Source organism: Roseibium sp. ROS1 (assembly GCF_054658215.1).
In genome coordinates this window covers 551,073-573,659 of the sequence record NZ_BAAGIG010000004.1, presented here as the reverse complement: position 1 = coordinate 573,659, position 22,587 = coordinate 551,073, and the positions used below count along the sequence as shown (strand labels likewise).

At 61.0% G+C, this 22,587-nt stretch carries 21 protein-coding genes; 9 read left to right on the top strand and 12 right to left on the bottom strand.

Features of this window, described 5'->3' with window-relative positions; genetic code table 11:
• Positions 1 to 101 precede the first annotated feature (101 nt).
• From ACYQ6M_RS25480 to ACYQ6M_RS25470, 3 genes are read right to left on the bottom strand one after another with little or no spacing between them, the layout of a single operon-like run.
• A complete protein-coding gene (locus ACYQ6M_RS25480) occupies positions 102 to 1,124 on the bottom strand; it encodes a substrate-binding domain-containing protein (RefSeq protein ID WP_228872690.1) in 1,023 nt (340 codons plus the stop codon).
• Between the two features lie 56 nt (positions 1,125 to 1,180).
• Positions 1,181 to 2,209: an ABC transporter permease gene (locus ACYQ6M_RS25475; protein ID WP_023002859.1), complete on the bottom strand. Its 1,029-nt coding sequence runs from the start codon at positions 2,207 to 2,209 to the stop codon at positions 1,181 to 1,183.
• A complete protein-coding gene (locus tag ACYQ6M_RS25470; protein WP_460076307.1) occupies positions 2,206 to 3,744 on the bottom strand; it encodes a sugar ABC transporter ATP-binding protein in 1,539 nt (512 codons plus the stop codon). The genes ACYQ6M_RS25475 and ACYQ6M_RS25470 overlap by 4 nt, the downstream gene beginning before the upstream one ends.
• Before the next feature lie 138 nt (positions 3,745 to 3,882).
• Between ACYQ6M_RS25470 and mtnK the strand changes: the two genes are divergently transcribed.
• The 4 genes from mtnK to ACYQ6M_RS25450 are packed head-to-tail and all read left to right on the top strand — an operon-like array spanning position 3,883 to position 7,928.
• Positions 3,883 to 5,145 (top strand): S-methyl-5-thioribose kinase, encoded by a 1,263-nt coding sequence (gene mtnK / locus ACYQ6M_RS25465; protein WP_460076306.1) that lies wholly within the window; start codon positions 3,883 to 3,885, stop codon positions 5,143 to 5,145.
• On the top strand, positions 5,142 to 6,251 hold the full coding sequence (gene mtnA, locus ACYQ6M_RS25460; RefSeq protein WP_152505334.1) for an S-methyl-5-thioribose-1-phosphate isomerase: 1,110 nt from the start codon (positions 5,142 to 5,144) through the stop codon (positions 6,249 to 6,251). Before mtnK ends, mtnA begins: the two co-directional genes overlap by 4 nt.
• Positions 6,248 to 7,267 (top strand): sugar-binding transcriptional regulator, encoded by a 1,020-nt coding sequence (locus ACYQ6M_RS25455; RefSeq protein ID WP_460076304.1) that lies wholly within the window; start codon positions 6,248 to 6,250, stop codon positions 7,265 to 7,267. The genes mtnA and ACYQ6M_RS25455 overlap by 4 nt, the downstream gene beginning before the upstream one ends.
• The gene (locus tag ACYQ6M_RS25450) at positions 7,260 to 7,928 is read left to right on the top strand and encodes a class II aldolase/adducin family protein (RefSeq protein WP_075283982.1); all 669 of its coding nucleotides are present in this window, start codon (positions 7,260 to 7,262) and stop codon (positions 7,926 to 7,928) included. Before ACYQ6M_RS25455 ends, ACYQ6M_RS25450 begins: the two co-directional genes overlap by 8 nt.
• A gap of 13 nt (positions 7,929 to 7,941) precedes the next feature.
• On the opposite strand, the gene ACYQ6M_RS25445 is transcribed toward ACYQ6M_RS25450, so the two are convergent.
• The 5 genes from ACYQ6M_RS25445 to ACYQ6M_RS25425 form a co-directional block, all read right to left on the bottom strand.
• Positions 7,942 to 8,445, bottom strand: coding sequence for a DinB family protein (locus tag ACYQ6M_RS25445; RefSeq protein ID WP_023002853.1), 504 nt, complete (start codon positions 8,443 to 8,445; stop codon positions 7,942 to 7,944).
• Between the two features lie 22 nt (positions 8,446 to 8,467).
• The gene (locus ACYQ6M_RS25440) at positions 8,468 to 9,127 is read right to left on the bottom strand and encodes a carbonic anhydrase (RefSeq protein WP_139314252.1); all 660 of its coding nucleotides are present in this window, start codon (positions 9,125 to 9,127) and stop codon (positions 8,468 to 8,470) included.
• A 206-nt stretch (positions 9,128 to 9,333) separates the two neighbouring features.
• Positions 9,334 to 9,711, bottom strand: a complete 378-nt coding sequence (locus ACYQ6M_RS25435; RefSeq protein WP_023002851.1) for a hypothetical protein — start codon at positions 9,709 to 9,711, stop codon at positions 9,334 to 9,336.
• A 119-nt stretch (positions 9,712 to 9,830) separates the two neighbouring features.
• Positions 9,831 to 11,588, bottom strand: coding sequence for a sensor domain-containing diguanylate cyclase (locus ACYQ6M_RS25430; protein WP_460076301.1), 1,758 nt, complete (start codon positions 11,586 to 11,588; stop codon positions 9,831 to 9,833).
• Positions 11,589 to 11,788: 200 nt separating this feature from the next.
• Positions 11,789 to 13,795 carry a methylmalonyl-CoA mutase family protein gene (locus ACYQ6M_RS25425; protein WP_460076299.1) on the bottom strand — a complete coding sequence of 669 codons (2,007 nt, stop codon included), beginning with the start codon at positions 13,793 to 13,795 and terminating at the stop codon, positions 11,789 to 11,791.
• 276 nt (positions 13,796 to 14,071) lie between these two features.
• Between ACYQ6M_RS25425 and ccrA the strand changes: the two genes are divergently transcribed.
• Positions 14,072 to 15,367, top strand: coding sequence for a crotonyl-CoA carboxylase/reductase (gene ccrA, locus ACYQ6M_RS25420; RefSeq protein ID WP_023002848.1), 1,296 nt, complete (start codon positions 14,072 to 14,074; stop codon positions 15,365 to 15,367).
• Between the two features lie 138 nt (positions 15,368 to 15,505).
• On the opposite strand, the gene ACYQ6M_RS25415 is transcribed toward ccrA, so the two are convergent.
• A complete protein-coding gene (locus ACYQ6M_RS25415) occupies positions 15,506 to 16,180 on the bottom strand; it encodes a class I SAM-dependent methyltransferase (RefSeq protein ID WP_460076297.1) in 675 nt (224 codons plus the stop codon).
• A gap of 280 nt (positions 16,181 to 16,460) precedes the next feature.
• On the opposite strand from ACYQ6M_RS25415, the gene ACYQ6M_RS25410 reads away from it, so the two are divergent.
• The gene (locus ACYQ6M_RS25410) at positions 16,461 to 16,997 is read left to right on the top strand and encodes a CAP domain-containing protein (RefSeq protein ID WP_306355459.1); all 537 of its coding nucleotides are present in this window, start codon (positions 16,461 to 16,463) and stop codon (positions 16,995 to 16,997) included.
• Between the two features lie 9 nt (positions 16,998 to 17,006).
• Here the strand turns inward: ACYQ6M_RS25410 and ACYQ6M_RS25405 are convergent, their stop codons facing one another.
• Entirely contained in the window at positions 17,007 to 17,573 is a 567-nt protein-coding gene (locus tag ACYQ6M_RS25405; protein WP_023002845.1) for an SH3 domain-containing protein, read from the bottom strand.
• Positions 17,574 to 17,773: 200 nt separating this feature from the next.
• On the opposite strand from ACYQ6M_RS25405, the gene ACYQ6M_RS25400 reads away from it, so the two are divergent.
• Positions 17,774 to 18,265 (top strand): hypothetical protein, encoded by a 492-nt coding sequence (locus ACYQ6M_RS25400; RefSeq protein WP_208984621.1) that lies wholly within the window; start codon positions 17,774 to 17,776, stop codon positions 18,263 to 18,265.
• A 21-nt stretch (positions 18,266 to 18,286) separates the two neighbouring features.
• On the opposite strand, the gene ACYQ6M_RS25395 is transcribed toward ACYQ6M_RS25400, so the two are convergent.
• The gene (locus tag ACYQ6M_RS25395) at positions 18,287 to 19,018 is read right to left on the bottom strand and encodes a glycoside hydrolase family 25 protein (RefSeq protein WP_031270181.1); all 732 of its coding nucleotides are present in this window, start codon (positions 19,016 to 19,018) and stop codon (positions 18,287 to 18,289) included.
• Between the two features lie 186 nt (positions 19,019 to 19,204).
• Here ACYQ6M_RS25395 and ACYQ6M_RS25390 point away from each other — a divergent pair, with 186 nt between their 5' ends.
• Together ACYQ6M_RS25390 and xth are read left to right on the top strand one after the other, a co-directional pair.
• The gene (locus tag ACYQ6M_RS25390) at positions 19,205 to 20,398 is read left to right on the top strand and encodes a cation:proton antiporter (RefSeq protein WP_460076296.1); all 1,194 of its coding nucleotides are present in this window, start codon (positions 19,205 to 19,207) and stop codon (positions 20,396 to 20,398) included.
• Between the two features lie 70 nt (positions 20,399 to 20,468).
• The gene (gene xth, locus ACYQ6M_RS25385) at positions 20,469 to 21,278 is read left to right on the top strand and encodes an exodeoxyribonuclease III (RefSeq protein ID WP_023002841.1); all 810 of its coding nucleotides are present in this window, start codon (positions 20,469 to 20,471) and stop codon (positions 21,276 to 21,278) included.
• Positions 21,279 to 21,499: 221 nt separating this feature from the next.
• Here the strand turns inward: xth and ACYQ6M_RS25380 are convergent, their stop codons facing one another.
• Positions 21,500 to 22,474, bottom strand: a complete 975-nt coding sequence (locus tag ACYQ6M_RS25380) for an NADPH:quinone oxidoreductase family protein (RefSeq protein ID WP_460076295.1) — start codon at positions 22,472 to 22,474, stop codon at positions 21,500 to 21,502.
• Positions 22,475 to 22,587: the final 113 nt, after the last annotated feature.

Below are 22,587 nucleotides of genomic sequence, written 5' to 3'. Positions count from 1 at the left end.
ACACGGGACGCGTAATCTGACATCACGCCCCGTCCCTGCCAGACAAAAAAACCCGGTGCCAAGGCACCGGGTTTTCTTTTGACGGGTTATTGAACCTGGCCTTAGCGCGCCGGAAGCGGGATCCACTCGGCAACAGAAACATCGGCATGCTGGAACTGCGGCATCTTCTGGCCCAGCTCTTCCATGTTCTTGACGTCCTGCTCGTTCAGGAAGTCCTGGGTGATCAGGGTCGGCGGCACGACAACCTGCTTGCCCGGGTCTTCACCTGCCAGCATCAGCGCCAGCGTGCGCACACTGACTTCACCGACAACCGCCGGGTTGGTCGCGACCGTTGCCGCCCAGGCGGAATCCGGCTCGCGCATGGCGGAGATATCGGCCGTGGAAACGTCCGCGGAATAAATGGCGATGTCCTGGTTGAGACCGGCTTCATCGACCGCGATCTTCACGCCTTTGGCAAATTCATCGTAAGGGGCAAAGACGACATTGATGTTCGGGTTGGCCTGCAGCACCGAACGGGCTTGGTTGGCAACGGAGTTGGCAATCGGGTTATCAAGCGTGCCGAACATGGCCGCTTCCGTGATCCCCGGATTGGCTTCCTTGACTTCCTTCCAGGCGACGTCGCGGCGGTCCAGCGGCGCGATGCCCGGCACATAGACATAGCCGGCGGTAAAGCTGTCGCCATTGTCCTTGATCGCCTGCTCCAGAGCCAGCTTGCCGAGCAGGTAGTCGGACTGTTCGATCTGCGGGATCGCATCGTTTTCAACGTTGACGTCGAAGGCGACAACCTTGATGCCCGCATCAACGGCGCGCTGTGCAGCGGCCTTCATGGATTCGGTCAGGCCGTGCTGGATGATGATGCCGTCGACACCAAGCGCGATGGCCTGATCGACCATGTCGGCCTGAAGGGCGGCATCCTGACGGCTGTCGAGAACACGCAGATCAACGCCAAGGGCAGCTGACTGCTTTTCAACACCCGAAAGATAGGACTGGAAGAAGTCACCGGTGGACAGATAACGCACCAGCGCGATCTTGACCTCTTCCGGCTTGTCGAACGGCGCCGGCATGTCGGCTGCAAAAGCCGCTCCGCCGGAAAGCCCGATCCCGGCGGCAACCGCCAGCTTCATGAATTCACGTCTCAGCATTTGTTTTCCTCCCAATGGAAACGGCGCCATTCAGGGCGTCACGCTGTTCTCCGGCCCCCACGTCGCGAGGACAGGTAGAATGTGAAGACAAGGGCGGCGACCAACACGGCGCCCTTGACGAAATCCTGCATGTAGTAAGGAGCGTTCATCATCGTCAGCCCCTGAAGAAGAATGCCGACGAACAGTGCCCCTGCCGCCGTGCCGAAGGCGTTCGGGCGGGCAGCGCCCAGTACCGCGAAGCCGATGAGGGCTGCGGCCACGCTGTCGAGCAGAAGGTTGTTGCCGGAGGCGATGTCACCGCGGCCAAGGCGGGCAGCCAGCAAAATGCCGCCAACCGATGCCAGCATGCCGGAAATCATGTAGGCCACGATCTTGTAGCGCTGCACGTTTGTGCCGACCAGTTCGGCAGCCCGTTCGTTGGAGCCGATGGCATACATCAGGCGGCCATGCCGGGTGTACCCCAGAAACAGCCAGATCAGCAGCGCGATCAACAGGAACACCACCACCGGCACCGGCAGCAACCGGTCCAGGAACAGGTCGAACCGATGCCGGCCGAGCCACAGGAAGGCCGCGGAGAACGTTCCCTCCGCAACGACGCCCTCGCCCAGGCTCATCCCGGTCGCAATCGAATTGCCCTGGGTCGGAATGCGCTGCAAACCGATGAGAAGGAACATCATGCCGAGCGTTGCCAAAAGGTCCGGCACCCGCATCTTCACGATCAGGAACCCGTTGATCAGCCCGACGACCGCACCCATCACCAGGCAGAGTGCAACCGCGACAAAGGCGGATTGCTCCAGCACCACCATGGAATAGGCGGACAGCATCAGCGCCGAGGTTGCGACCGAGCCGATTGACAGGTCGAACCCGCCCACCACCAGCGTACAGGTGACACCGAGCGCGAGAATGCCGGTAATGGCCACTGATTGCAGGATGAAGACTGCCGAACGCGGGCTGGCAAAGCCGCTGGCATAGAGGCTGAAGAAAAGGGCCAGTCCGCCGAGTAGGACGAGGAAGCCGTAGCGGATGGCAAGTTCGAGCGGGTTCTTGTTCATTGTTCCGGTATTCATCCTGCCATTGCCTGCGTTGCTGGCTCGCTCTGCCCCTGCCCGCCTGCGGGCCCGGAGACATCCGCGACCAGACGGTTCAGGTCGACGTTCTTGTTGATGTATTCACCGACGATAGCGGCCTCGTGCATGACGACGATGCGGTCGGCGATTTCCAGGGCCTCGTCGATTTCCGCCACGAAGACGAGCGTCGTGCGCCCTTTTGCGGTCTGCCGGATGTAGTGGCCGATGTCCCGCCGGGCGCCGATGTCGACACCCTGGAAAGGTTCGTCCAGCAACAGCACGCGGCTTGCCTGCAACAGCCAGCGGCCGATCATGACCTTCTGCTGGTTGCCACCCGACAGGGTGTTGATGCCGTCGCCGTTGCCCTGACAGACGATCCCGATCTTGCCGATCATGTCGTCAGCAGCCCGGCGCTGACCGCGTTCGCTCAGGAAAGAGAACCGGCTGAATGCCCCCAGGAACGGCAGTGTCATGTTGTTGGCGATGTCGAAGTCCGGCACCACGGCGTTCACGCTGCGGTCCTTGGGCGACATGAACACACCCTTGGCGACGGCATCTTCCGCACTCTTCGGAGTGTAGGCCTTGCCGTCCAGGCGCAAGGTGCCACCGGCCGGTTTCGCAAGGCCAAACAGCACTTCCGCCAGTTCCGTGGTGCCGCTGCCGAGCAGACCCGTCAGGGCAACCACTTCGCCTTCGCGAGCAGTCAGATCGATCTGCGGGCCATTTTCGTGTAGGCGCACGCCATCGACTTCCAGGATCGGATCGCCGCCGGCAACCGGATCGATATCAACCTCGGTCATCTGGTGGCCAAGCATGGCGTTGACCGCGCCGACATAGTCCAGCGGCTCTGTCTCGAACAGGCCGGAAATCGCCCCGTCTCGCATGGAAACGATCCGGTCGGCCACGCGGCGGATGTCCGACATACGGTGAGAAATATAGAGAATGGCGACACCTTCCGCGCGCAGCCGGTCAATCAGCGCGAACAGGCGGTCGGCTTCGGAAGCGGACAGTGATGAGGTCGGCTCGTCCAGAATGAGCAACTTCGGCGCGCGGGCCATGGCACGTGCGATCGCGATCATCTGGCGGTCGGCAACCTCCAGATCCGCAACACGGGTGCGCACGTCCATCGTCAGACCCATGCTCTCGGCAACCTTGCGGGCCTGCCGGCGAAGTTTCCTGTCGTTGACGAAGAAATCGGCGCCCGGTTCGGTCAGAAGGTCCAGCGTCAGGTTGGTGGCAACATCGAGATCCGGAATGACACCGTCATCAATGGACTGGTGAACGGTCACGACACCCTTTGAGATGGCATCGGCCGCATCAAGCGGCTTGAAGGGTGCACCGGCCAGCTCGATCTCGCCGGCATCGGCAAAATGATAGCCGCACAGGACCTTCACCAGCGTCGACTTGCCGGCACCGTTGGCTCCCATCAGCGCCGTGACTTGGCCGGCACGCAGCTCCAGATCGATCCCCCGAAGCACGTGGTTGCGCCCGAAGGACTTTTCCAAGCCGCTCAATTTACAGGTGACGTCTGGCACCTTTCCTCCCGATATTTTTGCGAGTTCCTCCCCCGCTTCTCATCGTTACAACACGCCAAATAGGCATTTGTCAACTGTGTTGACTTTTGAATAATCTTGACCATTATCGGGGCAAAATAGGGAGGAACAAGACCCAAGATGGACACGCCAGACCTCTATCGGCCCCTCACGCCGGAAACGCTCGGCGAAAGACTTTCCGGCATTTCCGCCGTTGCGGACAGGATCGGAGCAGACCCGTCTGACTGGACCGTTCGCGAAGTTGGCGACGGCAACCTGAACCTCGTCTTCATTGTCGAGGGCCCCAAAGGCACGATCATCGTCAAGCAGGCACTGCCCTATGTGCGCCTGGTCGGCGACAGCTGGCCGCTGCCGCTTTATCGCGCGCTTTACGAGAACCATGCGCTTGTGCGACAGGCCGCCCGTGATCCGGTCGCAGTGCCGGAGGTCTACCACTTCGATGAGGACCAGGCGCTGATCGTCATGGAATTCCTCTCGCCGCACAAGATCCTGCGGCGCAAGCTGATCGATGGTGAAAAGGTTGCAGGACTTGGTGCTTTCCTTGGCACCTTCTGCGCCCGCACCGCGTTTCGCGGCTCGGAACTGTCCATGAAGAGCGCGGACAAGAAGGCCGATGTCAGCCTGTTCGCCGGCAACGTGGAAATCCCAGCAATCACCGAAGCGCTGGTTTTCACCGATCCTTATTTTGCTGCTGAAATGAACCACCACACGGAAGGTCTCGACCCCGTTGTGGCAGACCTGCGCGCCAATGCCGAACTGAAGGCAAAGGTGCAGCGGTTCCTGATGAAATTTGCCTCCAACACCGAAACAATGGTGCACGGCGACCTGCACAGCGGCTCCATCATGTCCACGGACAGCGATAGCCGCGTCATCGATCCCGAATTCGTGCAATACGGCCCGCTCGGCTTCGACATCGGCATGCTGACGGCCAACTTCCTGATGGCCTATTTCAGCCAGCCGGCCCATCGCAGCGCGGAAACACTCGACGATTTCCAGGAATGGGTTCTGTCGGTCATCGCCGAAACCTTCTCATCCTTCGAGGCCGAGTTCACCCGCCTCTGGAACACCGAGCGCACCGGCATGCTTTACCCGGCTTCCCTATTCGAGGATCAGGGGCAGGCATCGGACTTCGCATGTGCGGGCCTCCTGCAGGAAATCCGCAACGAGGCCATGGGCTATTGCGGTATCGAGATGCACCGCCGCACCCTGTCGCTCGCCCACAATGCCGACTTCGAGGAAATCGAGGACAAGCAGCTGAAGCGCCGTCTGGAAACGCGCAACCTGCTGATGGGGGCCGACCTCATCCTGTCGCCAGAAAGTTACGGCTCGACCGATGCGCTCGTGAAGCTTGCGCGCCAATTCAACAAGAAGGACATCCCATGAAGGTCAACGGCACTCATTACCGCTCGCTCTGGTGGGATGACGACAAGGCTGCCCTGCAGATCATCGACCAGCGCTGGCTGCCGCACGAATTCCGCATCCAGCAGGTCGACACACTTCAGGACTTCGCCGACGCCATCGTTGAGATGCGCGTGCGCGGCGCGCCGCTCATTGGTGCAACCGCTGCCTACGGCATGGCACTGGCCGCAAAGATCGACCCGTCCAATGCGCATCTGGACACGGCCTGGGAGTTTCTCGACAAGACCCGGCCGACGGCCATCAACCTGCGTTGGGCGCTTAACCGCTGCCGTGCGCACCTGCTCCCGCTGCCGGAAGCCGACCGTCCCGCCGCAGCGCTGAAGCTCGCGCACGAGATTTCCGACGAAGATGTCGGCATCAACCACAGCATCGGCCAGAATGGTCTTGAGATCATCCGCAAGATCGCAGCCGGCAAGAAGGACGGAGAGCCTGTCCGCATTCTGACCCATTGCAACGCCGGCTGGATTGCGACCGTGGACTGGGGCACGGCGACGAGCCCGATGTACCAGGCCCATGACGCCGGCATTCCGATCCATGTCTGGGTGGATGAAACCCGCCCGCGCAACCAGGGCGCCCTCACCTCCTGGGAATTGGGCAGCCACGGCATTCCCCACACCTACATCACCGACAATGCCGGCGGCCACCTGATGCAGCACGGCCTTGTCGACATGGTCATCGTCGGAACCGACCGCACCACACGCCGCGGCGACGTCTGCAACAAGATCGGCACCTATCTGAAGGCACTCGCCGCCAAGGCCAACAACGTGCCGTTCTACGTTGCCCTGCCTTCACCGACCATCGACTGGACGGTAGATGACGGCGTTGCCGAAATACCGATCGAGGAACGCCAGGAACGCGAAGTCACGCACATCCAGGGCCTGACGGACGACGGCAAGATCGGCGTCGTGCAGGTGACACCGGTCGGCACGCCCGGCGGCAATCCTGCCTTCGATGTCACGCCGAACCACCTCGTCACCGGCTTGATTACCGAACGCGGTATCTGCGAGGCCAGCGCCGAAGGCCTTGCCGCTCTCTTCCCGGATCTCAGCAGGATCGCCAAGAGCGCATGAGCCCTGGCCCGACCAGTTCCCGGCCAACCGGCACCAAGGCCGCGGCACCCCCTGCGGCCACCAGGGCGCGCAGCCAGGACGATGCCATCATCGAGGTCACCTGGTGCTACTACCAGGAAGGCATGAACCAGAACGAGATCGCCGAACGCCTCGGCATTTCGCGGGCGACGGTCGTCAACTATCTGTCCGAAGCGCGAAAGCGCGACTATGTCCGCATCACACTGGACACGGACATCTTCCGCGACCACGATCTGGCGCGCCGTCTCGTCGACCGGTTCGGTCTGCAGGACGCCATCGTCGTTCCGACATCGCCCGCCGGGGCCGATCAGTCCCTTGACCGGGTCACCCGGGTGGTCGCCGACTGGCTGCCAGGCCTGCTGGAACCGGGCGACCGGCTTGGCGTTGCCTGGGGCGAAACGGTCTACCGGGTGGCGGAGGCCGCGCCGCGGGTAACTGTGCCGGACCTTACTCTGGTTCAGCTGGTCGGCTCGCGTCCGGCAGCTCTCGGCTTTGCCGCGGAAACCTGCTCGGCAACGCTCGCCCGCCGCTATGGCGCGCACTGCGTCAACCTTCATGTGCCGCTGCTCTTGTCCAACCGGGCGCTGGTGGAAGAACTGAAGCGGGAGCCGGTGATCCGCATGCAGCTTGATGCGGTGGCGGACTGCAACAAGACCTTATTCGCCTGCGGCACCTGCACGGCAGACAGCCACGTCGTCCATACCGGCCTGCTTGACCCCGCCGACGTTGACCCATGTGCGGAACGCGGTGCCATCGGCGTGATATGCGGCCGCCTGATCGACCACGACGGCAACGGTCTCAACCGGGAAATCGAGGACCGGATGATTGCCGTGACGCTGGACCAGATGCGCGGCAAGGACATGGGCCTGCTGGTCGGCTCCGGCCCGGACCGTGCCAGACCGATGCTGGCCGCCCTGCGCGGCGGCTACGCCACCCACATCGCCACCTGCTCGGAAACGGCGACGGAAATGCTCAATCTGACGGAAAACAATGCTTAAGACGCCTTATCAGGATACACCCGAACTTCGCCAGGCCATCATCGATTCCTGCAAGGAGATGAACAGCCGCGGTATCAACCAGGGCACATCGGGCAATATTTCCGCGCGCGCAGGCGACCGGATGATCATCACGCCCTCCGGCGTGCCCTATGACCGCATGACCCCGGAGATGCTGGCCTCCATCCCGCTGGACGGCGACAGCGCTTTTGAAGGGCCCCTGCCACCTTCAACCGAATGGCAGTTCCACCTTGCGCTGCTGCGGGCAAAGCCGGACATGCACGCAGTCGTGCACGCCCACCCGGTCCACTGCACCGCGCTGGCGATCAACCGGATGGAGATCCCCTCCTGCCACTACATGATCGCGCTCTTCGGTGGTGACACGGTTCCCCTGGCAGGCTACGCCCTTTTCGGCAGCGACGAACTTGCGCGGGAAGTGACAGATGTCATGAAAGACCGGCAAGGCTGCCTGATGGCCAACCACGGTGCCGTGGTTGTCGGCGAGACCCTTGAAAAGGGCCTCTGGCGTCTTGAGGAACTGGAAGTCCTGGCCAAGGCCTATATCCTCAGCCGAACGATCGGCTCGCCGCACATTCTCTCGAAATCCGAGATCGACGCGGTGCTTGGCGCGGTGAAGAACTACGGAATGAAGACGGAAGTCTGAACAGGCTTCCCCGTCACACCAGATCAGGCATGAACGGCAGATCGGTGACCCCGATGTCATGCCCGGCCTGTGTCAGCAGTGTCGACACCTGGCCGCGATGATGGGTCTGGTGATTGAACATGTGGGTGACAAGCATCCAGCGTGGCCGGGACCGGGGAATACCGTCCTGGCCGCTTGTCCATTCCAGATCCTCCGCCAGCCAGTCGATGGTCAGCCACTCGGCAAAGTCGGAAATCTGCAGGCACATGTCGAAATGGGCGGCTTTCAACTCATCGAAATTCTCGAAGAGATCAACGCCCATGCCCTTGATTTCGTATTTGCGGCCGGTAAAGCGGCTCATCCATGCCCTGTCGGCAAACAGGATGTGGTTAAGCGTGGAATGCACGGACCGGAAGAAGGCACCCCGGTCGGCCTTGCGGTCTTCATCGCTCATGAGATCCGCTGCCGCATAGACCTTTTCGGTCATCCAGCTGTTGTATTTGGCCATTCGGCGATAGAGCACCGGATCGACGAGCATGACGTCCCTTTCCTTGCAGCGCTTATCCCGCCGTAGCGAGAGCCTCAGGGGCTGTCGTGGAGAATCTCTGTGTTTCGGCGTCCATGACCCGCAATTCGCCGGACCCGATGTCGAACCAGGACCCGTGCAGGCTGAGTGATCCCGCCGAAACGGCCGCCTCGATGAACGGGAAGGTCATCAGGTTCTTCAGCGACTGGCGGATACCGGCATATTCCATGGCAAGCTGAGGATCGTCAGCCTTGTCCACCGGCATGCAGGCCATCGCGATTGCCGCCGGCTCCAGCAGCTTGATCCACCGGCCGATGAACTGACCTGTCGCCATCGGCGCATTCGCGTTTTCCCGGAACGCCTTCACGCCGCCGCACTGGCCGTGTCCCATGATCACAATGTGCTTGACCTTGAGCCCGTTGACCGCGAATTCGATCGCAGCGCTGGTGCCGTGCTGGCCTTCCGTATCCTCGTAAGGCGGCACCAGGTTGGCAACGTTGCGCACCACGAACAATTCGCCCGGACCGACATTGAAGATGCCTTCCGGCGTGACCCGGCTGTCGCAGCAGGAAATCACCATCACATCCGGCGTCTGACCATAGACCGCCAGGCGTTCATGGGTTTCCTTGTATCTGACGAACCCCTTGTTGAGGTAACGGCCGTAGCCTTCGAGAAGATGTGCGGGGAAAGTCAAACTCAAATCTCCAGCTCTTGTCACCCGGGATCAGCCACCTGCGCCAGATATGGGCAGGCTTGCCAACCGGAATGGCGGCACCTGGTACTGCATCCCGAAGGACGCGCACCTGTGCACGAACGATAGGGGATCTCCCCTGCCGGCCATAGATACGGGTTAATACGTAACGAGCCAAGTGACTTCAACCTTTTGGACGACTTCGCCCGTCAGGTCGCGACATTCACCTCATGGGGCGGCTCACCGTCCTCGTGATCCTCATAGGCATGACGGACGTTGTCCGCGGGCATCCTGTCCACAGGTCCCCGCAAGGGGTGTACCGGCCCGTGATCGATGCCCGGTTCCATGACCTGCAACGCGACAGCCCGATAGGCGGCAACGCCATCCAGCACATGATTTACGGTGTGATGATCGTCAACAAGAACTGCCGGAGTGTCCTCGGACATCCCGGTTTCATTTTCATGGCGCTCTGCGGTGTCACGCTTCTTTCTGCGGTCGTAACCGGTGCCGTCACCGTCACGGTCCGCGGGGTACTCTGTCGCATGCGCCACGACCTGGGCCGATTGCGGCCTTTCGATCGTCGCCATTCCGGCCTCCTGGCCCTCAGAGAATTGCCGCCTTCTGGCGGAACCCGCCAATTGTTTCAACAAAGGGTTAACAAAACTTTACGTTAAGTTAACCCTCGGTTTCATCAATAGCAACGGCGTCAGGCCGACTGGGACCGAGGGGTCGGATAGTCGACACAGACCCGGTTGCGGCCCGACGATTTGGCGATGTAAAGCGCCTGATCCGCCCGGGCGATCGTGTCTTCGACATCACGATCATCAGCCGTGACTTCCGCCAGACCAATGCTGACCGTGACGGAGATATTGCCAACGCCGGCATCCACGGTGAGGGCTGCTATTCTCAGCCTGATGCGCTCGGCCAGGACCCAGGCCCCGTTTGCGTCATTCTCCCTCAGCAGGAGAACGAATTCTTCCCCGCCGAACCGGGCAGCCTTGTCGGTCGAACGGATTTCTTCAACGATGGCATCACCGATGGCCCGGATGACGTCGTCACCGGCCCGGTGCCCGAATTGATCATTGACGGTCTTGAAGTGGTCCGCATCGATCATCAGCACGCTGAACAGCCGGTCGTGACGCTGGAAGGTCGCAAAGGCATCTTCCGCAAATGGCTGGAACGCACGCCGGTTCAGGAGGCCCGACAGGGAATCGTGTTCAGCCAGCGTTCTCAAGGAGCGGATGTCGGCTCCCAGTTGCCGGTTCCGTTCCTCACTGGACCGTATGTTGCGGCTGTATTCGTCCTTCAGAACCGCCAGCATGTCCCGGGCTGTTCTTGCGCTTTCTTCCACGGTACCGAGCCGGCGCAGCAGCGACCTGACGGAGGCAGACACCTGCGAAAGCTCCCGGAACCCGTGCAGGCGCGGAACTGTCGTTTCCTTTTCGTCACGCCCGATCCTGTCCAGAGCTGTGACCAGGCCGAGAAGCGGCTGCGAGATGGTGCGAGACGCAAGCCATGCCAGCAGCGCGGAAAGACAGGCAACCGCAAATCCGATCAGAAAGATATTGCGAACCAGAGCCGCCACCCGAGCCGACACGACGCTGACCGGCTGCTGCACGGCAACTTTCCAGCCCAGCCCCGGATAATCGCCAAGGCCCGAGGTTTCGACTTCCGCGACCACCATGTCGGGATTGCCGGGATCGTAGGCAGCATTTTCCCGGGAGAGGCTTGTGCCCTCGGCGTCTTCCCCCACAAGCACCGAGCCATCGCGCGCAAGCACGAAGAGGTCGAGCCCTTCCTTGCCGAGATTGTTTTCCAGAACATCGCGCCGGGTTTCTTCCGCCCAGCTCCAGCTCATGTGCGCGCCAAGCACGCCCGCCAGTTTTCCGTTTTCGTCTTTTACCGGCATTGCCACGTCAACGAAACGAAACGGCGCTTCGTCGGGGCTTGTCCGCAACAGGTGGTCAAGCAACTTGGCAAGATGCACATCCTCGACCGCGGGCCCTTTCAGGCCACTGATGAACCAGGGTCGCTCGGCGACGGATGCGCCCTCCAGCATGCCCTTGGTTGCCGCCACGACCGTGCCGTCGACAGATGCAAAGCCGATCCAGGCATATTGCGGCAGGCTGCGCTGCAGCTGGTCAAGCGTTTCACGGATGATGTCGGGATTGCGGGTCCAGACGGGCTTCAGCAGTTCCATGTCTGCGACGTTGCGCACTTCGCGGTAACGGTCGAACATCGTCTGGTCCAGCCGCTGCGCCATGCTACGTGCAATCAGGGTCAGGTCCCACCGGTTTTCCCGGATGGCTTCGCCGCGTGCAATCAGGGCCGCACCGAATGCGGCCACCGCGATCGAAAGGATGCAAAGCGAAGCCGCCAGAAGGGCAATCTGCTGGCGCAGACTGGTCCCGTCCCGCAATCCGATGAGGACTGAAGTTATTCTGGAGATTGGCTTACGTATCATCGGATCGTTTCCTGCTTAGACCCGCGCTAAGGGAAACTACTAATGGCCAAGTATAAATAAATCTTGAACCCGCCAGCGAAACCGACGCAGCCACGACTGCGCCAGTTGCAACTGAAAGTTTATCCGAGACTAGAAGAGCGAATAATTTTCGCCAATAAATACTTCAATCGGCATTATTGTCACTTTCGACGAAGGCCGGTTCAAGCAGCTTGTTCTGCACGGTTGCCGACAATCTTCACCACATCGGCCATGATATCGGTGAGCTGGAAATCCTTGGGCGTATAGACCGCCGCAATGCCTTGCGCCTTGAGCTGTGCGGCATCTTCGTCAGGGATAATCCCACCGACCACGACCGGGATATCGTCCGCACCGGCTGCTCGCAGGCGGTCCATCACGTCACGCACCAGGGCCAGGTGCGAGCCGGACAGGATCGACAGACCGATCACGTGAACGTCTTCTTCCACCGCGGCGTTGACGATCTGCGCCGGCGTCAAACGGATTCCCTCATAGACCACTTCCATGCCGCAGTCGCGCGCCCTGACGGCAATTTGCTCCGCACCGTTCGAATGCCCGTCGAGACCCGGTTTGCCGACCAGGAACTTCAGTCGGCGACCGAGTTTCTTTGATACCGCCTCCACGTCAGAGCGGATGTCTGCCAAAGTGCCGACATTGTCCCGCACGGCCTGGCCGACACCGGTCGGTGCACGGTACTCGCCAAAGACCTCGCGCAATGTCCGGCCCCATTCGCCTGTGGTCGCTCCGGCTTTGGCCGCGGCAATGGAAGGCTCCATGATGTTGCGGCCTTCCTGGGCGGCGGCTTTCAGGTCCGCCAGCGCGGTTTCGACCGCGGCTTGATCGCGTGCATCGCGCCAGGCCTTGACCTTCTCGACCGCTTCTTCCTCGACATGCTCGGAAACGGTGAGAATGCCGCCGTCTTCCCCGGCGGCCAGAGGTGAAGGCTCGCTGTCCGTCCAGCGGTTGACGCCGACCACCACCTGGTCGCCGCCTTCGATCGCGGCAAGGCGTGCGGAATTGGCTTCCACAAGCTGGCGCTTCATGTAGCTGCTATCGACCGCGGCGACCGCACCACCCATGGCATCGATCCGGGCAAGTTCCTCGCGGGCTTGCGCCTTCAGCTCTTCCACCTTGCGGGTAATTTCGGCGGAGCCGTCAAAAATGTCCGCATAGTCCAGAAGGTCGGTCTCATAGGCGACTATCTGCTGCATCCGTAGCGACCACTGCTGGTCGAACGGTCGCGGCAGGCCCAGCGCTTCGTTCCATGCCGGCAGCTGCACAGCGCGGGCGCGCGCATTCTTGGACAAGACCACCGCCAGCATCTCGATGAGGATACGGTAGACGTTGTTTTCCGGCTGCGGCTCGGTCAGCCCGAGGCTGTTCACCTGAACCCCATAGCGGAAGCGGCGATAGCGCTCGTCCTCAACGCCATAGCGCTCCAGGCAGATCTCGTCCCACAATTCGGTGAAGGCGCGCATCTTGCACATCTCGGTAATGAACCGCATGCCCGCATTGACGAAGAAGGAAATCCGGCCGACAGCCTTGGGGAAATCGTCCTCGGGAATGGCACCGCTCGCCTTGATGGAATCCAGAATGGCCACCGCCGTTGCCAGCGCGAAGGACAGCTCCTGAACCGGTGTCGCGCCTGCTTCCTGCAAATGATAGGAGCAGACGTTCATCGGGTTCCATTTGGGCATGTTGGAATAGGTCCAGGCGATGACATCGGTCGTCAGCCTGAGCGATGGCGCCGGCGGAAACACATAGGTGCCCCGGGACAGATATTCCTTGATGATGTCGTTCTGGGTCGTGCCCGACAGCAGTTTGCGGTCAGCGCCCTGTTCGTCGGCAGCCGCTATATAGAGCGACAGCAGCCAGGGTGCGGTGGCGTTGATCGTCATGGAGGTGTTCATCCGCTCCAGCGGTATGTCCTGGAACAGGGTGCGCATGTCGCCGAGATGTGCCACCGGAACACCGACCTTGCCCACTTCGCCGCGCGCCAGGGCGTCATCCGGATCGTAGCCGGTCTGAGTCGGCAGATCGAACGCAACGGACAGGCCGGTCTGACCCTTGGCAAGATTGCCACGGTAGAGCTTGTTCGATTCGGCCGCCGTCGAGTGGCCCGCGTAGGTCCGGAAAATCCACGGACGATCTTTCTCCGGCCGGCTCTCACCCGATGCACTCATGCCACTCATCCTCCTAAGGCGTTCTGCTGCCTGTTTTTTCTTGATTTGGCAGCACCGCGTCAGCCTGTTTCTCCCGGACAGTCAGCAGTGTGCCGGAGTTTACGCGACTGCGAAACCCCAATGTGCAATGCAAAATATGGTTGGCATCAAAACGCAAGTTAAGCAATAGTCGTATAGAACGGTGATCGTTTTTGAACAATAGTTGCGCAAAATTGGGTATTTGCCCGATTACGACTTGTGCAAATGCGAAATTCTGAGGCCCAAAAGAAGCCCTGGGAGGGGAGAATGACAGCGACCGCGGAAGCCAATGACAACCAAACGCGAGAGGGCGCGCCGGTGAAAGATCTTTATGAAATCGGAGAGATCCCGCCGCTCGGACACGTTCCCAAAAACATGTATGCCTGGACCATCCGCCGTGAACGCCACGGGCCGCCGGAAGACGCCATGAAACTGGAAGTCGTGCCGACCTGGGAACTCGACAGCCACGAGGTTCTGGTTCTGGTGATGGCCGCCGGCGTCAACTACAACGGCATCTGGGCAGGCCTCGGCCAGCCGATCAGCCCGTTCGACGGTCACGGCGCCGCCTATCACATTGCCGGCTCCGATGCCTCGGGCATCGTCTGGGCCGTCGGTGACAAGGTCAAGCGCTGGAAAGTGGGCGACGAGGTCGTGGTTCATTGTAACCAGGACGACGGCGACGACGAGGAGTGCAACGGCGGCGACCCGATGTTCTCCACCTCCCAGCGGATCTGGGGCTACGAGACACCGGACGGGTCGTTCTCGCAGTTCACCCGCGTGCAGGCCCAGCAGCTTATGCCCCGGCCGCGCCACCTGACCTGGGAAGAAAGCGCCTGCTACACGCTGACGCTCGCGACCGCCTATCGCATGCTGTTCGGCCATCACCCGCATGAGCTGAAGCCGGGTCAGAACGTGCTTGTCTGGGGCGCCTCGGGTGGCCTTGGCTCCTACGCCATCCAGTTGATTACGGCAGCAGGCGCCAATGCCATTGGCGTCATCTCTGACGAGGACAAGCGCCAGTTCGTGCTGGATCTCGGTGCCAAGGGTGTGATCAACCGCAAGGACTTCAAGTGCTGGGGTCAATTGCCGACGGTCGGCTCGCCCGAATATGCGGAATGGTTCGCGGAAGCGCGCAAGTTCGGCAAGGCGATCTGGGACATCACCGGCAAGGGCAACAACGTCGATATCGTCTTCGAACACCCGGGCGAGGCAACCTTCCCGGTCTCCACCCTGGTCTGCAAGAAGGGCGGCATGGTCGTCATTTGCGCAGGCACGTCAGGCTTCAACTGCACCTTCGACGTCCGCTACATGTGGATGCACCAGAAGCGCCTTCAAGGGTCACACTTCGCCCATCTGAAGCAGGCCTCGGCCGCCAACAAGCTGATGATCGAACGGCGCATCGACCCTTACATGTCCGAGGTCTTCCCCTGGGATCAGATCCCGAAAGCCCATACCAAGATGTGGAAGAACCAGCACGCACCGGGCAACATGTCCGTCCTGGTCTGCGCGCCGACCACCGGTCTTCGGACCTATGAGGACGTTCTGGAAGCCTCCACCCGCTGATCCGGCACGTCGCCTTCAGGGCAACCACCTGCAGGCGGCGGGCTCAACAAGCTCCCTGAAAGGCTGGGGGCCTCAAGCCCCGTTAGCCTCATGCAGCCTGACCAGCCCGTGTCTCACGGGCTGGTCTTTTCTTTTTGATTACCCGGCGGTGGCGACCCAGCCTCTGAAGGTGAAGGCCGTGTAAAAGGTCTCGACGTCGACAAATCCGGCCTGCCTCAACAGATCCGCATCCTGTTCGGGCGTCAGCACCGGCAATCGCTCCTTCATCGCGGCCATGCCGTTTTCGGTAAGCGAGCGGGAAGTGCCGGATAGGGTGGAAAACGCCGCATATCTTGCCAGCCACCTGTCCTTGCCCGCACGGTCGGTCGGAAAGCTGTGATGAACCGAAACGAAGGCTGCTCCAGGCTTCAACCGTTGCCGCAGTCCGGAAAGCGTCTTCAACCTCTCCTCCCGATCCAGAAAATGAAGCGTCAGCAGGCAGGCAGCGCCATCAAATTGTCTCTCGGGGGCATCATGGATGTATCCCTCCAGCAGGCTCACTCTTGCCCCGAGAGGACCAAGGTGCTCTTGCGCCTTTTCCAGCATGTTTGCGGACGGGTCGACACCAAGGAAACGCCAGTCCGGCTGCATGCGGGCAAAGGCCTTCAGTTCAACACCGCCACCGGCACCAAGCACCAGGATTGTTCCGTCCGATGGCGCCCGCTCCGCCAGCAGCAGGCCGGTCATCTTGTGCATGTCTGCAAGCCCGGGAACGAGCCTCGCCGTTCTTTCCGCATATCCGGTGGTTGATGCGGCTCCGGAAAACAGGGACATGGAAAAGGTCCTCAAGCAATGCGTGGCCTGGTGCTCCGATCCATACCAAGACGTTCGGCACCATCATGTTACTTTATATGTAACTTGAAAATTGCCATTCAAGAAACCTGCTCCATTTTTTCCAACCCATTTCGCGCACACCCTAGCTGAAAGGCTTGTGCACCGGTTTCAGGAGCCTTGCGCCGCAATTCTGCTCAACTGTCGTCCCATCACCTTCCAAAGTGAGGCGAATCATGTGCCTCACTAAATCTCATTGATCCTGAGCGGGAGCTTCAACAGCGTGGCTGACAATCCGATGGTCCATCGATCCCTGAAACTCGCCCTCGCCGGAGCGCTGCTGCTCTCGGTTGCCGCCTGCATGGGCGACCGCATGCAGACGCCGCCCTTCTACGAGGACATGGCGCGTGTCGACGGTGTGGTGGATGCTGCAACGGCCGCTCAGATGATCTCGCAATACCGGATCAACAACGGACTTTCGCCCGTGATTGCCGATCCGCAGCTGACGTCCATTGCAAAATCGCAGGCCGACGCGATGGCCGCGGCCGGAAACGTTCAGGCATCGCTCGCCCCGAACCAGCAGCTGGCAACCCGCATGGCCTCCATCGGCGAGCCGAAGACGGCTGCCGCCGAAAACGTCAGCGCCGGATACAGAACCTTTGCCGAAGCTTTTTCAGGCTGGCGGGAAAGCCCGAAGCATAACCAGGTGTTGCTGACGAAAGACGCCACCCGGCTTGGCATCGCGACGGCTTACGCGCCCAATGCCAAGCACAAGGTTTTCTGGTCGCTGGTCATGGCCGGACCGAAACCGGCCCGGTAACAGCCCGCGTCAATAGATACGCGGCTCGAAATACCTTTGCGGATAGCCGGGAAATGAATCCCAATAGGGCCGGATAATGATCGGCTGCGGCGGCGCGACCACGACAGGCGGTGCTTCGTAAAGCGGTTCCGGTGCATAGACTGGGCCCGGTTCAACCGGCGGCGGATCATAGGGAGGATCGCCCTTGTAGACCGGCCCGCCGCGATAGGCAGGCGCAGGCGCCTCCGCATAGATCGGGTAATCCCGGTAGTAGCGCTGCACACCCAGGTTGATGCCCGCGCTGGGGATTGGCCGGCCATAATAGATGCCTTCACCGCCATAGCTGAGATATTGGCCGGAAACCCATCCCTTCACATTGGTGAAGGCGGCATCGCACCAGCCGAAGTCGGCCGTACACCCGAAAATGGTTACCCCGCCCCCGCGCGGAACGGTGGCCATCACGGGATAATTGGTTCCCGGTCCGGCGCGCATGTTGAGATTGGCCGTCGTGAAGGCAATGGCCGGCCGTGATTGTGCGCTTGCTGGCAGCACCATCATCACGATCGCGGCAAATGCCAGCGAAAAGCGGATCAACATGTTCAAAACTCCAAAGTTCTGCGCCCTGACGCCTTCAAGAAGCGGCTAGCATCATGGCAAAAGTATAGCGCTGCAGGCGTCTCTATTCCTTCTCACGCCAAATGCTGCCCGCCCCAGCTTGCGCCCAGCTTGCGTCCGATTTGCGTTCGGCCTGCATTTCGGGCTTGATAGGCGCACGAACAGCCGGGGGGCTTTGTGAAGTGAAACGAATTCAATCTGTTGCGTCTGCCATGGCGCTGGCGGCGCTCTGGTTTGCTGCATCCATTGCACCGGTGTCGGCCTTCGATGCGCATGCGGGCTATTATTACCCGGAGGTGCAGACCCAGGAGGTTTATGTCTCAGAACTGGGCCTTGCACCTGACACGGGCAAGCGGTCGCGGGCAGCCTTCGTCAGCGGCCTTGCATCCCAGAACGCAAAACTGGGGTATCCGCCCGGATATCACCTGTTCGCCAAGGGCACCGAACTGGAAAAACTGATTGTGGTGGCAACCGGCGACGGGCGCTATGACACGCTGTTCCGGCTGCGGGCCCTGCTTGCCTCGCTGACCTCGATGGCCCGCACGACGGAACTCTTCGCGCGGTCAAACCAGCCGCAGGACCTGAACTTCCTCGATCTTTGCAAGATGATCGGCTTCACCCAGGTCACAGTCAGCAACGGCAAGGACGTCACGCACCAGATCAAGGTGCGCTAGCGGTATTGGCCTGGGGAACGGTCAGCGCCTCAGCTTGCCGTTCAGCCAGTCGCGGTACTGCGACTTGGTTCCGAAGAACGCATTCCGGTCGACGTCGCCTTTGACGCCCGGCACCCGGCCCTCGGCCGTATACTGCCAGAACACCCAGTCGTCGCGTTGCTCATAGATGTTGTTCGGGAAGCTGGCGACCGAGCGCAGCCAGAATTGCTCGTTCTTGAGCGCACCGACCAGCCTGTCTCGGTGAAAATCGACCGAGGAATAGATCACCGGGCGCTTGCCGTAGTGCTTTTCCATTTCGTCGAGGAAGATCTTCATGTCCCGCAGGATCTGCGGTCGTTCCGGCCGTTCCCTGCAGGTTTTGGAATGCGCATTCCATTCCATGTCGAGAACAAGTGGCAGGGCTTGCGGGTCAACGGGAACGATTTCCTTTACCCACGAAATCTGTTCTTCAACCGGACGGCAGAAATAATAGAAGTGATAGGCCCCGCGCGGCATGCCCGCCTGGCGCGCTGCTACCCAGTTCTCGACAAAGCGCGGGTCGACGTGGTCGCCGCCTTCGGTCGCCTTGATCCAGGCAAAGGCGACACCGCCCTGTTTTGCGGCCGCCCAATCGATATCGCCCTGCCATCGGGACACGTCGATGCCGTGTACCGCGTAGTCTTCTGGCGTTGGATCCGGAAAGTCGTAAGCCGCGCACGAGCTTAAAAAGATGAACCCGAAAATGGAACAAAACGATTTTACGATTGCCAGCACAGCGTCCTCGGCAGGGTTAAGAAAGGCTTTCACTCACCGCACAAAATGCGCGGGATTTCCTAACGGAGCGTAGACGAAATCACGATTTCTCCGCATAAACACGTATCTGTTATCGTGCGGGCAATCGAATAGGGCGGGATTGCGGCGGATCAAAGACGTCTGGTCTCTTTCCCTCAATGTATGAGCATGGAAATCGCGACCACCCTGATCGCCATTGGCGCCCTGCTGCTGCTCGGCATGCTGGCCGACGAAATCGGCCACAGGACGCAGATGCCCCGCGTGACGCTGCTGATCCTGTGCGGACTGGCCGCGGGCCCCGCCTTTCTGGATCTTCTGCCTGAAAACCTGACCCAGCTTTACGAAACCCTCGCCGTTCTGGCCCTGTCGATGGTCGCCTTCGTTCTGGGCGGCAAACTCTCCAGGGTCCATCTGCAGAACAGCGGCAAGGCCGTAACGGTCGTTTCGGCTTCAGCGGTCTTGTCAACCGCGATCGTCGTCTTTGCAGGTCTCGCCCTGCTCGGCTTTCCGCTGGAACTGGCACTGATTCTGGCAGCCCTGGCCACCGCCACCGACCCGGCAGCCACCAGCGATGTCATCCGCCAGTACCGCGCAAAGGGACCCTTCACAACCATCCTGTCCGGCATCGTTGCACTGGACGATATCTGGGGCATTCTGGTTTTCGCATTCTGTCTCATGGGAGCACAGGCGCTCATGGGCGGCGATGGCTCGGGCGCCCTGCTGCATGCGGTTTGGGAGATTGCCGGATCGCTCCTGCTTGGCGCGATTGTCGGCCTCCCGGCGGGCTACCTGTCAGGCCGCCTCCAACCCGGCGACCCGACCCTTGCCGAGGCGCTTGGCATCGTGTTCCTGACGGCGGGTCTGGCCATCTGGCTCGACCTCTCGTTCCTGCTTGCCGGCATTGCCTGTGGGGCCATGGTGGTCAACACCGGGCGTCACCATACCCGGCCGTTCTATGAGATCGAACATATCGAATGGCCATTCATGATCTTCTTTTTCGTGCTGGCCGGCGCAGCGCTGCAGCCGGACCTGCTTTTGAAGCTTGGTCTCCTTGGCGCGGCATATGTTCTGCTGCGGCTCGCCGGGCGTCTGGCTGGAGGCTGGCTGGGCGGCAAGCTCAGCGGCGGGGCCGGAACCGACCGAAGCTATCTCTTCGGCCTCTCGCTTCTGCCCCAGGCGGGCGTCGCGCTTGGCATGGCCCTGGTTGCTGCCGAAGTGCTGCCGCAGTTCCGGGACGAAATTCTGACCGTCGCCATCGGATCAACCATCGTCTTCGAACTGCTCGGCCCCGCGGCCACTCAGCTCGCCCTGAAACGGGTCGGCGAAACCGGCAAGGCCGGGGAAGACGATCCCGAGACCTGAATTCGTTTGCACTCGGTGGCCGAATCCGTATGACTTGGCTATTCCCGCAACAAGCCTTGGCAAATTTCCCATGACAGACCGGATCAAACTCGTCACCTGGAACATCAATTCCGTGCGCCTGCGCATGCCGATTGTGGAACAGTTGATCGAGGAAGTCGCACCGGACGTGATCTGCCTGCAGGAAACCAAGTGCCCGGACGCCAATTTCCCGGAAAACGCCTTCCGCAAGGCGGGATACGAACACATGGCCATCCACGGCCAGAAGGGCTACCACGGCGTCGCAACGCTTTCCAAGCTGCCGCTGAGCAACATCGAGAAACGCGATTTCTGCCAGGTGGGGGACAGCCGTCACGTGGCGGCGGACGTGCCGTTCAACGGCTCCAGCATCCGGCTGCACAATTTCTATGTGCCGGCAGGTGGTGACGAGCCGGATCGCACGATCAACCCGAAATTCGGCCACAAGCTCGACTTCATGGCAGAGATGCTGGGTTGGCTGAAAGGCGAGGAAACCTCGAAACCCGCCATTCTGGTCGGCGACCTCAACGTCGCGCCTTACGAGCACGACGTCTGGTCCCACAAGAAGCTCCTGAAGGTGGTCTCACATACCCCGGTCGAAACGGAACTGTTCGAGCAGGTCCGCGAGGCAGGCGGCTGGCTGGACGCCATGCGCCAGTTCACCCCGCTGGATGAAAAGCTCTACACCTGGTGGAGCTACCGCGCCAAAGACTGGTCTGCCGCCGACAAGGGCCGCCGTCTTGACCACGTCTGGGTGTCTCAGCCGCTCGCCCCGTATGTGAAGGGCACCACGGTCCTGCGCGACGCACGCGGCTGGGAAAAGCCGTCCGACCACGCCCCGGTGATCGCCGAATTCGCGATCTGAGGTCAGTCTGAGCAAGCGGCCCATCCTTCGAGACAGCGCTTCGCGCTTCCTCAGGATGAGGTCATCCTTGTTGCATGTTCCCGGATTTGCCAAAACCAGAGCCTCATCCTGAGGAGGACCGCCAGGTCCGTCTCGAAGGATGGGCCACATACCCGAAAGCCGAACCTGAACTGCCTAAACCTGGAAAGACCCCGCGCCATCAATCAGGCGCAACGCAGACCTCAAGGCGTCACAATTACCTTGCCCTGCACCCGGCGCGCAGCGATTTCCTCAAGCGCGGTTGCCGTTTCTGCCAACTTGTAAACGCCGTGGATGTGCGGCTTCAGCTTGCCTTCAGACACCCAGGACAAAAGTTCCTTCATGTTGCGGCGATGGCCTTCCGGATCCCGGTCGAGTGCTGCGCCCCAGAAGACACCGCGAATGTCGCAACCTTTCAGCATCACGATATTCAGCGGAATTTTCGGAATGTCGCCCGCGGCAAACCCGATCACCAGGAACCGCCCCTCCCAGGCCGTTGCCCGGATGGCCTGTTCCGACAGCTCTCCGCCAACCGGGTCGTAGACCACATCCACACCCTTTCCACCGGTCAGCTCCTTCAGGGTTTCCTTGAGCGGCTCAACCGAATAATCGACCGTCATGTCAGCGCCGAGCGAGCGGGCAAAAGCGAGTTTTTCCTCAGATGAGGCGCAGGCAATCACCTTTGCTCCCATGATCGCGGCAATTTCCACTGCAGCCTGGCCGACACCGCCCGATGCGCCCAGAACGGCAACAGTCTCGCCGGGCTTCAACCCGGCCCGGTCGCGATAGGCATGCAGCGTGGTGCCGTAGGTCACGGTCAAACCTGCCGCGACTTCAAAGGGAATATCGTCCGGCAGCGAGACAAGATCGCCAGCTGCGACCACCACTTTTTCCCGCGCAGCACCCCAGCGCATGTAGCCCATGACCCTGTCGCCGGGCGAAACCCCTTCGACGCCGGAGCCCACCTGATCGACCACACCGGCGAATTCGGCACTCGGCGAAAACGGCATTTCCGGCTTGTACTGGTACTTGCCCCTGATGATCAGCGTATCGAAGAAATTGAGCGCACAGGCCTTCACCCGCACCACGACCTCCCCCGGCCCGGCAACCGGATCGGCAATCTCCTCGACAACCAGGCTGGAAGGCGAACCGAAGGTTTTGCAGAGACAGGCTTTCACGGCATCCTCATGACATTCTACGCGTAAAGCGCCGCTCGCGCTGCGCCGGGTGAGACGTTAGCAAGCCCTGTTCGAGGCGGGAATTGGCTTTCCGGATAAGCTGAAAACTTTCG